Annotated in this window: 9 protein-coding genes; 6 read left to right on the forward strand and 3 right to left on the reverse strand. The window is 71.5% G+C overall.

Annotation, left to right across the window (positions count from 1 at the left end; genetic code table 11):
* Positions 1-75: 75 nt before the first annotated feature.
* The 3 genes from ACFXBC_RS33980 to ACFXBC_RS33990 all read right to left on the reverse strand — a co-directional run bounded on the left by ACFXBC_RS33980 (position 76) and on the right by ACFXBC_RS33990 (position 1,524).
* Positions 76-303 carry a DUF3107 domain-containing protein gene (locus ACFXBC_RS33980; protein WP_328331149.1) on the reverse strand — a complete coding sequence of 76 codons (228 nt, stop codon included), beginning with the start codon at positions 301-303 and terminating at the stop codon, positions 76-78.
* 147 nt (positions 304-450) lie between these two features.
* Entirely contained in the window at positions 451-1,092 is a 642-nt protein-coding gene (locus ACFXBC_RS33985) for a TetR/AcrR family transcriptional regulator (protein WP_385033598.1), read from the reverse strand.
* A 141-nt stretch (positions 1,093-1,233) separates the two neighbouring features.
* On the reverse strand, positions 1,234-1,524 hold the full coding sequence (locus tag ACFXBC_RS33990; protein WP_385033601.1) for a hypothetical protein: 291 nt from the start codon (positions 1,522-1,524) through the stop codon (positions 1,234-1,236).
* 111 nt (positions 1,525-1,635) lie between these two features.
* Here ACFXBC_RS33990 and ACFXBC_RS33995 point away from each other — a divergent pair, with 111 nt between their 5' ends.
* From ACFXBC_RS33995 to ACFXBC_RS34020, 6 genes are all read left to right on the forward strand, one after another.
* Complete coding sequence (locus ACFXBC_RS33995) at positions 1,636-2,619, forward strand: alpha/beta fold hydrolase (protein ID WP_385033604.1); 984 nt, start codon at positions 1,636-1,638, stop codon at positions 2,617-2,619.
* A gap of 47 nt (positions 2,620-2,666) precedes the next feature.
* Positions 2,667-4,067: a DUF3152 domain-containing protein gene (locus tag ACFXBC_RS34000; RefSeq protein ID WP_385033607.1), complete on the forward strand. Its 1,401-nt coding sequence runs from the start codon at positions 2,667-2,669 to the stop codon at positions 4,065-4,067.
* Positions 4,068-4,435: 368 nt separating this feature from the next.
* Positions 4,436-6,169: an ABC transporter substrate-binding protein gene (locus ACFXBC_RS34005; RefSeq protein ID WP_385033610.1), complete on the forward strand. Its 1,734-nt coding sequence runs from the start codon at positions 4,436-4,438 to the stop codon at positions 6,167-6,169.
* Between the two features lie 206 nt (positions 6,170-6,375).
* The gene (locus tag ACFXBC_RS34010) at positions 6,376-7,299 is read left to right on the forward strand and encodes an ABC transporter permease (RefSeq protein WP_385033613.1); all 924 of its coding nucleotides are present in this window, start codon (positions 6,376-6,378) and stop codon (positions 7,297-7,299) included.
* Between the two features lie 2 nt (positions 7,300-7,301).
* Complete coding sequence (locus ACFXBC_RS34015) at positions 7,302-8,291, forward strand: ABC transporter permease (RefSeq protein ID WP_385033619.1); 990 nt, start codon at positions 7,302-7,304, stop codon at positions 8,289-8,291.
* Between the two features lie 77 nt (positions 8,292-8,368).
* Positions 8,369-10,081, forward strand: coding sequence for a dipeptide ABC transporter ATP-binding protein (locus ACFXBC_RS34020; RefSeq protein ID WP_385033616.1), 1,713 nt, complete (start codon positions 8,369-8,371; stop codon positions 10,079-10,081).
* Positions 10,082-10,228: the final 147 nt, after the last annotated feature.

Here is a 10,228-nt window from a genome sequence, read left to right on the forward strand (position 1 = left end):
CGTGTTGACCGCCGGGCCGTCCCCGTCGTCCGTTCTGCTGTGCCGCCTGGGCGGCGCCGCCCAGGGAAGCGCTGTCTACAGGGCGCCGAACCCGACCCTGCGGGCCGCGGGCTCACCGAGCTCCACGTAGGCGATGCGGTCGGCAGGCACCAGGACCTTGCGGCCCTTGTCGTCCGTGAGGCTGAGCAGCTGCGCCTTGCCGGCCAGCGCGTCGGCAACCGAGCGCTCGACCTCCTCGGCGGACTGCCCGCTCTCCAGAACGATCTCCCGGGGTGCGTGCTGAACCCCGATCTTGACCTCCACGGCTATGTCCCTCCGACGGTCGTGCGATGCGCGGTGCGCGGTGAGCCGCGCCGTACGCAGCACACATTAGCCGGGCCCGGCGCTCCGCAGGACGTCAGCACCGCACGCCCGCAGCGAACACGGCGGTACCGGACCGGGCGGGCCGGGTCAGCCCTGGTCGCTGCCGTGCAGCGGGAAACCCGCGATACCGCGCCAGGCGAGTGAGGTGAGCAGCTGCACCGCGGTGTCGCGCGGGATGCCGGACTCGCTGGAGAGCCAGTACCGGGCCACCACCTGCGAGACACCGCCGAGACCCACGGCCAGCAGCATGGACTCGTCCTTGGAGAGCCCGGTGTCGCCCGCGATGACGTCCGAGATCGCCTCGGCGCACTGGAGCGACACCCGGTCGACGCGCTCGCGCACGGCGGGCTCGTTCGTCAGGTCGGACTCGAAGACCAGCCGGAACGCGCCGCCCTCGTCCTGGACGTACGCGAAGTAGGCGTCCATCGTCGCCGCCACGCGCTGTTTGTTGTCCGTGGTCGACGCCAGGGCCGTGCGGACCGCCTGGAGCAGCGACTCGCAGTGCTGGTCCAGCAGGGCCAGATAGAGGTCGAGCTTGCCCGGGAAGTGCTGGTAGAGCACGGGCTTGCTGACACCGGCGCGCTCGGCGATGTCGTCCATCGCGGCAGAGTGGTACCCCTGCGCGACAAAGACCTCCTGGGCGGCGCCCAGCAGCTGATTCCGTCGTGCGCGGCGCGGCAGCCGCGTACCCCGCGGACGCGCTGCCTCGGTCTGCTCGATGGCTGTCACGCCGCCTCCCAATGTCTGAACAAGCTCTGTTGAACAAGCACACGCTGGTGCGTCGCTGCCCGCCATCGTACTTTTGGGTAACCCGGCTGTGTGTGGTGCGGAGGCAGAATTTCACGGACCGGGCGGCGGGGGGAAGCGCGCTCAGCGGTAGTCGTCCTCGTCCACCGGGACCACTCTGGCCTGCTCGCTGGCGTCGGCCTCGTTGGTCTTCGCCGGGTCGATGCCGGTCAGCGGGTCGTCCTCCTGCGGAGTGAGGTCCTGCCGCTGCTCCGCGCTGTCGGCCGGGTCGGCCTCCCTGGGCCGGGCCTCCTCGTCCGTCCCGTTCGCACCGGCGTTCCCAGCGGCGGGCGCGGGGTCGTCCGCGGTCCCGGTGTGCCCGGTACCGGTCCCGGGGTGGCGGGGGTCCTCGCGGTCGCTCGGCTCGGTCGGCATGGCTGCTCCCCTTCCCTCTCTACCGAGGGTAGGAGCCCCCGGCCCTGAGCGCGATGTGTCTGTGACAGCGAACACACGGATACCCGCGTGATCGTCTCGTAACATCGCCTTATGTCTTCGACCGAGCTGCCGGGAATCGCGGCCGCCGTTCCGGCCACCGGGGCGAGCACCGTACGGATCGCGGCGGGAGAGGCACTGCGGACCGTCACGCTCCCCGGGCTGACGCTGACCGTGCGCTCCCGGCCGCCGGCCAGGACCGGACTGCCGCCCGCGCTCTTCGTGCACGGGCTCGGCGGCTCCTCGCAGAACTGGTCGGCGCTGATGCCCCTCCTCGACGACGTCGTGGACAGCGAGGCGGTCGACCTGCCCGGTTTCGGCGACTCGCCGCCGCCGGACGACGGGAACTACTCGGTCACCGGCCACGCCCGTGCCGTGATCCGGATGCTCGACGCGGGCGGCCGCGGCCCGGTCCACCTCTTCGGGAACTCGATGGGCGGCGCCGTCACCACCCGGGTCGCGGCGCTCCGCCCCGATCTGGTGCGCACCCTCACCCTGATCTCACCGGCCCTGCCCGATCTGCGGGTTCAGCGCACGGCGGCGCCCACCGCGCTGCTCGCGGTGCCCGGTGTCGCCGGTCTGTTCCGCAGGCTCACCCGGGACTGGACGCCCGAGATGCGCACCCGCGGGATGCTCGGGCTCTGTTACGGGGACCCGTCGCGGGTCAGCGAGGAGGGCGTGCGCAACGCGGTCGACGAGATGCGGCGCCGTCTGGAACTGCCGTATTTCTGGGATGCGATGACCCGGTCGGCGCGTGGCATCGTCGATGCGTACACACTGGGCGGGCAGCATGGACTGTGGCGTCAGGCGCAGCGGGTGCTTGCCCCTACGCTGCTGGTGTACGGAGTGCGGGACCAGCTTGTCTCGTACCGTATGGCCCGCAAGGCGGCCGCCGCTTTCCGCGGTTCCCGGCTGCTGTCGCTGCCCGACGCCGGGCATGTGGCGATGATGGAGTACCCGGAGCTGGTCGCGACCGCCTTCCGGGAGTTGCTGGACGACAACAGGTCGCTGGACGACAACAACAGCAGTGGGAGCTGATCAGGGGAGTGGGACGTCACAGCCGTCGGGACGATGCGCCGCAGCGCGTGGACGAGACCTCCGGCTCCACCGCCGGTGACGGCGCGGACACTGGTGCCCAGGAGCGGCCCGGGGCGGGGACCGGACGCCGCAGGCGGGCCTCCGCCGGGACGGCGTCGCCGCAGGTACGCGGCGGCCACCCCCAGCAGCCCGAGTGGGACACCCCGGGGCCCGAGCGGTACGGGCCCTGGCAGGGCGGGCAGCGGAGCCCCCGGGCCTCCGGGCCGCAGGTGTCAGGGCCCCAAGTGGCCGGACCCCAAGTACCCGGACCCCAAGTACCCGGACCCCAAGTACCCGGCCCCCGCAAGGAGTTCGTCGACGCCTTCACGGATCTGCCCGGCGGGAACCGGGGCACCGCGGTCAGTTCCGGCACCCTGAGCGTCCCGGACACCGAGGAGACCCCGGCCCTGCCCGGCTCCAAACGGGGCGGTACGGGCGGTATGGGCGGTTCAGCCGCTTCAGGCGCCGCGGGCACATCGGATGCGCCGAAGGGGCCGAGTGGTTCGGACGGACCGGGCGGATCGGATACGCCGGGCGGTACGGGCACCCCGGGCGGTGCGGGCCGTACCGACGGCTCGGGCGACGCGGAGGCCGGGAGCGGCAAGAACGGCAAGGGCCGTACCTTCGCCGGGATCGCCGCCGCCGCTGTGACCACCGTGCTCGCGGTCGTGGTCGCGGGTCAGGTCGCCGGCGGGGGCGACAGCCGCGGCGACGCCAGCGCCGCGGGCCGGACCGCGCGGGCGACCGGCGAAGGGGCCGCCTCGCGCGGCGACACCCGGGTGACGCCCAAGGCCGCCCCGCTGCCCCTGACGTACACACAGAAGATGTCCAAGCTCTATCCGCTCGCCCCGAAACTCAAGGCGTCCGGGGATTTCTCGGTGGTCCCGGGATCCGCCAAGGCGCCGGGGCACGGACGTAAATACCGCTACCGGGTGGATATCGAGAAGGGAATGGGGCTCGACGGCACGCTGTTCGCCGACGCGGTCCAGAAGACCCTGAACGACAAACGGAGTTGGGCCCACAACGGGGTCAAGACATTCGAGCGCGTCTCATCCGGGCACCCGGATTTCGTGATTACGCTGGCAAGTCCCGTCACCACCGCCGACTGGTGTGCCAAATCCGGTCTGGACACGCTCGAAGAGAATGTGTCCTGTGATTCGGCGGCGACCGACCGGGTCATGATCAATGCCTACCGCTGGGCCCAGGGGTCGCCCACCTACGGGGACAGCAAGATCTACCCGTACCGCCAGATGCTGATCAACCACGAGGTCGGCCACCGGCTGGGCCACAACCATGTGAGCTGCCGCACCCCCGGTGCGCTGGCGCCGGTCATGCAGCAGCAGACCAAGTCGCTGGACATCGACGGGATCAAGTGCCGGGCCAACCCCTGGGTCTATCCCACCGGCTGAGACGGCTGTCTCAGCCGGGCGTCCACCCGCGTTGACATCGGTCGGCGTGTCGTTCATATTTCTCGGCATGCCGCGCTGCCCCGAGTCCTCCGATCACACCGCCTTTGAGCTGGTGCTGTTCGGCGTGACCGAGCACTGCGTCGCCGACATTCTCTGTCGCTGACACCGCCTGCCCCGGCGCGTGTCGGACTTCTCCCTGCCGCGCCCGGGTCTCTTTCTTCCACCCGCGGGCGCGGCAATTCCTTTCTCCCCGGTGCTCCCCTCCGGCGCTGCTGCCTGCGCGGACCGTTGTCACACTCCCCGGTTCACTTCCCCGGTCGCATTCCGGGTCACATTCCGCGTTCAGCACACCGAGAGGTGCATTTCCGATGCGTCAACTGTCCCCACGCACAGCGTCCGTGGCGGCCGCGAGTCTGGTCCTGGCCCTGGGCGCTGCCGCCTGCGCCGGGCCCAAGGACAGCGGCGACGCCACGTCCGGAGCCCAGGGAAAGCCCCACAAGGGCGGCACGCTCACCGTCCTCAACAGCCAGCCGCAGACGGACTTCGACCCCGCGCGCCTCTACACATCCGGCGGCGGCAACGTCCCCTCGCTGGTCTTCCGTACGCTCACCACCCGCCACCGCGCCAATGGCGCCGCCGGTGCGAAGGTCGTCCCCGACCTCGCGACCGATACCGGCAGACCCAGCAAGGACGCCACCGTCTGGACGTACACCCTCAAGAAGGGGCTGCGTTACGAGGACGGCACCCCCATCACGTCGGGCGACATCAAGTACGGCATCGAGCGGTCCTTCGCCGCCGAACTCTCCGGCGGAGCGCCGTATCTGCGGGACTGGCTGATCGGCGGAGCCCGGTACCAGGGCCCGTACAAGGCGGGAGCCGACGGCAAGAAGGGCAAGGGCCTCGACTCCATCGAGACGCCCGACGACCGGACCATCGTCTTCCATCTGAACAAGCCCGAGGGGGAGTTCCCCTATCTGGCGACGCAGACCCAGACCACGCCCGTGCCGAAGGCCAAGGACACCGGCACCAAGTACGAGGAACACCCGCTCTCGTCCGGGCCGTACAAGGTCGTCAGGAACGAGAACGACGGCGAGCGGATCACGCTGGCGCGCAACACCCAGTGGTCGGCGAAGACCGACAGTGAGCGCAAGGCCTACCCCGACACCATCGACGTACGCTCCGGGCTCGACTCCTCGGTCATCAACCAGCGGCTCGCCAGTTCCCAGGGCGCGGACGCCGCCGCCGTGACCACCGACACCAACCTCGGCCCGGCCGAACTGGCCAAGGTCACCGGCGACAAGAAGCTCGCGGCCCGCGTCGGCACCGGGCACTTCGGCTACACGAACTACCTTGCCTTCAACCCGAAGGTGAAGCCCTTCGACAATCCGAAGGTCCGCGAGGCCGTCTCGTACGCGGTCGACCGCTCGTCGGTGATCAACGCGGCGGGCGGCTCCGCGCTCGCCGAGCCCGCCACCACCTATCTGCCCGACCAGAAATCCTTCGGCTACACGCCCTACGACCACTTCCCGGCGGGCGCCACCGGCAACCCGGCCAAGGCGAAGGCACTGCTGAAGCAGGCCGGTTACGCCAAGGGTCTGACGGTCACGCTGACGCACTCCAACGCCAAGGACTTCGAGACCAGCCCGGAGATCGCCACCGCACTCCAGGAGTCCCTCAAGAAGGCCGGGATCACCGTCAGGCTCCACGGCCTGGAGGACAACGACTACAAGGACAAGACCAAGAACGCCAAGACCGAGCCGGGCCTCTTCCTCGCCCACTGGGGCGCCGACTGGCCCTCCGGCGGCCCCTTCCTCGCCCCGATCTTCGACGGCCGGCAGATCGTCAGGGACGGCGCCAACTTCAACACCGGTTTCCTGGACGACCCTTCGGTCAACAAGGAAATCGACGCGATCAACAAGCTCACCGACCTGAACGCCGCCGCCCGCCGCTGGGGCGCGCTCGACAAGAAGATCGGTGCGCGGGCGCTGACGGTGCCGCTCTTCCACCCGGTCTACAAGCGGCTCTACGGCGAGGACATCAAGAACGTCGTCATCAGCGACTGGACTGGTGTGCTCGACATCTCGCAGGCAGCGGTCAAGTAGCGATGTCTGAAGCCCTGTTGGCCGAAGGAACGGGGGCCGTGGTCGCGGGCCCCGTCTCCGGGGGCCGGCGCTTGTTGGGGCGGGTGGGCGGTCACCGCGCCGCCACCCCGGGGGCGGTCGTCGTGGCGGTGGTCGTTTTTTTGCCCCGGTGGGGGGCGGTGGGCGGGGGGGGGGGGGGGCCCCCCCCGGTCCGGGGGCCCGTTCTGTTGGGGGGGGGGGGGCGCGCCCCGCCCGCCGCCACCGCGGCGGCGGTCGTCGTCGCGCTGCTCGTCCTGGTCGCGCTCGCCGCGCCGCTGCTCACCGCCCTGGAGGGCCAGGGCCCCAACGCCTACCACCCCGGCCTCATCGACTCGGCGCGCGGCGGCGTCCCCACCGGGCCGCTCGGCGGTATCAGCGCGGGCCACTGGCTCGGCATCGAACCGCAGACCGGCCGCGACCTCTTCGCCCGGCTGGTCTACGGCGCCCGGGTCTCGCTCTCCGTCGCGTTCGCCGCGACGCTCGTCCAGGTGCTGCTCGGTGTCGTCGTCGGGGTCGCCGCGGGGCTCGGCAACAGGCTCCTCGACAACGTCCTCAGCCGGATCACCGACGTCGTCGTGGCGATGCCGCTGATGGTGCTGTCGCTCGCGCTGATGGCGATCGTCCCCGACACCTTCCCGCGCCCGGTGCTGGTCTCGCTCGTCATCGGGCTCATCGCCTGGGGCGGTACGGCGAAGATCGTCCGGGCCGCGACACTGAGCCTCAAGTCGCTCGACCATGTTGCTGCGGCCCGGCTCAGCGGCTGGAACCAGTGGCAGATCGCCCGCCGCGAGCTGCTGCCGTCGCTGGCCGCGCCCGTCATCACGTACGCCGCGCTGCTCTTCCCCTCCAACATCTCGGCCGAAGCGGCGCTGTCCTTCCTCGGCGTGGGAGTCAAACCGCCCACCCCGTCCTGGGGGCAGATGCTCACATCGGCCGATGTCTGGTACCAGGCCGCGCCGCAGTATCTGCTGCTCCCCGCCGGGATGCTCTTCCTCACCGTCGTCTCGCTCACGGTGTTGGGCGACGGCGTGCGGACCGCCCTCGACCCGCGCGCCGCCTCCCGGCTGCGCATCGGCACCGGACGCAGGCGCGAGAAGGGGGCGACCACATGAACCTGGCCGGCTTCCTGCTGCGGCGCCTCGTCGGCGCCGCCGTCACCCTCCTGGCGATCTCCGTGATCATCTACGTGGTCTTCTATGTCGCACCCGGCGACGTCGCACAGATCACCTGCGGCCCGCGCTGCTCACCGGTCCAGGTGCACCAGGTCAGCGAGCAACTGCACCTCGGCGACCCCCTGTACGTGCAGTACGGGCACTTCCTCCAGGGCGTCTTCGCCGGGCGGGACTTCTCCACCGGCACCTCGGTACTGCACTGCGAGGCGCCCTGCCTCGGCCTCTCGTACCGCACCGACCAGCAGGTCACCCAGCTGATCCTCACCAAGCTGCCGGTCACCGCATCCCTCACACTCGGCGCGATGGTGATGTGGCTGGTCCTCGGGGTCGGCACCGGAGTGCTCTCCGCCTGGCGGCGCGGGCGCCCCACCGAGCGGCTGCTCACCGGGATCACCCTGGCCGGCAGCGCGACCCCCGTCTTCGTCATCGGTCTGGTGATGATGATCCTGGTGTGCGGGACGCTGGGCTGGCTGCCGTATCCGCAGTACGTACCGTTCTCCGACGACCCGCAGCAGTGGGCGTGGAACCTGCTGCTGCCCTGGCTCTCGCTCGCCCTGATCGAATCCGCCAAGTACGCCCGGCTGACCCGGGCCTCGATGCTGGAGACGCTGGCCGAGGACCATGTGCGGACCTTCCGCGCGTACGGGGTCGGCGAGCGGCGCATCATCGGACGGCATGCGCTGCGCGGTGCGCTCGCTCCCGTCATCGCGCTCAACGCCAACGACTTCGGCTCGATGTTCGGGGGCGCCCTGCTGACCGAGTCGCTCTTCGGCATCCCCGGGCTCGGGCGCGAACTGGTCCACGCGGTCGCCGTGGTGGACCTGCCGGTGGTGGTCGGCATGGTGCTGGTCACCGGCTTCTTCGTCGTGCTCGCCAACGCCGCGGCGGATGTGCTGTACGCGGTGGCCGACCGACGGGTGGTCCTGACATGAGAAGTGGTCCCGACATGAGTACGGGTGGTCCCGGCATCAGTACGGATGGCCCCGGCATCGGCACGGATGGTCCTGGCATGAGGCTGGTCGACGTCCGGGACCTCTCGGTCTCCTTCGACGGATCCGTACGGGCCGTCGACGGCCTGTCGTTCACGCTGGAGGCGGGCGGCGCGCTCGGCGTCGTCGGCGAGTCCGGCTCCGGCAAGAGCGCGTCGGCGTACGCCCTGCTCGGACTGCACCGGGGGAGCGGCGCCCGGGTCACCGGCTCGGTGACGGTCGCCGGGGTGGATGTGGGGAACGCGACCGACGCCGAGCTGCGCGGGCTGCGCGGCGGCAAGGCCGCGATGGTCTTCCAGGATCCGCTCTCCTCGCTCGACCCGTACTACGCGGTCGGCGACCAGATCGCCGAGGTGTACCGGGTCCATGTGAAGTCCTCCCGCCGGGCCGCCCGCGCGCGGGCGGTCGAGGTGCTCGACCGGGTGGGCATCCCGGACGCCGCCCGGCGCGCCAGGTCACGGCCGCACGAGTTCAGCGGCGGGATGCGCCAGCGGGCGCTGATCGCGATGGCGCTGGCCTGCGAACCGCAGCTGCTGATCGCGGACGAGCCGACGACCGCGCTGGATGTCACCGTGCAGGCGCAGATCCTCGATCTGCTGCACGGGCTGCGCCACGAGACGGGGATGGGGCTGCTCCTCGTCACCCATGACGTGGGCGTCGCGGCCGAGTCGGTGGACGAGGTGCTGGTGATGAAGGAGGGGCGGGCGGTGGAGCGCGGGCCGGTCGCCGGGGTGCTCGGCGCACCGCGCGATCCGTACACCCGCGCGCTGCTCGCGGCGGTGCCACGGGTGGAGGCACCGCGCGCCGGGGCGCCGGGGGCGGCGCTCTCCGGGGTGTCGCGTACGGAGTTGCCGGGCACCCGGGCGCCGGGCACGCGGTCGCCGCTCTCCCGGGTGCCGCGCGCCGACGGAGCGCCTGCCGTCGCGGAGGATGTTCCGCGGCCGGCGGCGCCCGGTGCCGGAGGCTCGCCGCTGGTCGAAGCCGTCGGCGTACGGCGGGTGTTCGGCCGGGGCAGGTCCGCGCTCGCAGCGGTGGACGGGGTGTCCCTCGCCGTCCACCGGGGCGAGACCCTGGGCATCGTCGGCGAGAGCGGCAGCGGCAAGACCACGCTCGGGCGGATGCTCGTCGGGCTTCTGGAGCCCACATCCGGCCGGCTGCACCGGGACGCCCGGGTGCAGATGGTCTTCCAGGACCCGGTGTCCTCGCTCAACCCACGCCGCTCCGTTGGCGAGTCCGTGGCGGACCCGCTACGGGCGCGCGGCGACCGGGACGAGGCGCTGATCCGGGACCGGGTCCGCGATCTGCTGGGCCGGGTCGGCCTGGACCCGGCCCAGTACGACCGCTATCCGCACGAGTTCAGCGGCGGCCAGCGCCAGCGGGTCGGCATCGCGCGGGCGCTCGCGGCCGAGCCCGAGCTGATCGTCTGTGACGAGGCGGTCTCCGCGCTCGATGTGACGACCCAGGCCCAGGTCACCGCCCTGCTCGGCGAGTTGCAGCGGGAGCTGGGGCTCGCCCTGGTCTTCATCGCGCACGACCTCGCGGTGGTACGGCAGGTCAGCGACCGGGTCGCGGTGATGCGGCAGGGCCGGATCGTCGAGGAGGGCGAAGCGGACACCGTGTACGGCGCCCCGCAGGATCCGTACACCCGGCAGCTGCTGGCCGCCGTCCCCACACTCGATCCGGTGCTCGCCGCGGCGCGCCGCGCGGCCCGGACCGATCTCGCGGTGGTCTGACGGGGCTCGGGGTGGTCCGGCCGGCCGGTCCCGGGGACGCCCCCCGGACATGGCCGGGTGACGGAAAGGCACCGTAGCGCCACAGAACGCGACGGGTGCGAGAAAGTTACGACTGTTCACCCCTTCCGGTGGCGCGATGGACAACCC

Origin of the sequence: Streptomyces sp. NPDC059398, assembly GCF_042751845.1 — a bacterium.
Classification (GTDB): domain Bacteria; phylum Actinomycetota; class Actinomycetes; order Streptomycetales; family Streptomycetaceae; genus Streptomyces.